Source organism: Candidatus Skiveiella danica, assembly GCF_022705245.1.
Classification (GTDB): Bacteria; Pseudomonadota; Gammaproteobacteria; order Burkholderiales; family Burkholderiaceae_C; genus Skiveiella; species Skiveiella danica.
Map to the genome: position 1 here is coordinate 1 of NZ_JAKJEW010000169.1, position 236 is coordinate 236.

At 56.8% G+C, this 236-nt stretch carries 1 protein-coding gene; it reads left to right on the plus strand.

The window, feature by feature from the left end:
• Positions 1-26 precede the first annotated feature (26 nt).
• Positions 27-236: histidine kinase dimerization/phospho-acceptor domain-containing protein (locus tag ACMUOY_RS20765; protein ID WP_413894599.1), on the plus strand; the 210-nt coding region annotated here is incomplete at its 3' end.

Genomic DNA, 236 nt, shown 5'->3' on the forward strand with positions numbered 1-236 from the left:
AACGCCTCAGGGAAAGCAACCGGAATTTGGAAGAAGCCACGGCGCGCGCGAGCGCCATAGCTGCCGCCGCGGAGATGGCCAGCTTGGCGAAAAGCGAATTTCTGGCGAAGATGAGCCACGAAATCCGCACGCCGATGAACGCCATCATTGGCATGAGTGGATTGTTGAAAGACAGCCTCCTTACCCCGGACCAGGTTGAATTCGTTGAAACGATCTCATCCAGCGGCAATCAGCTG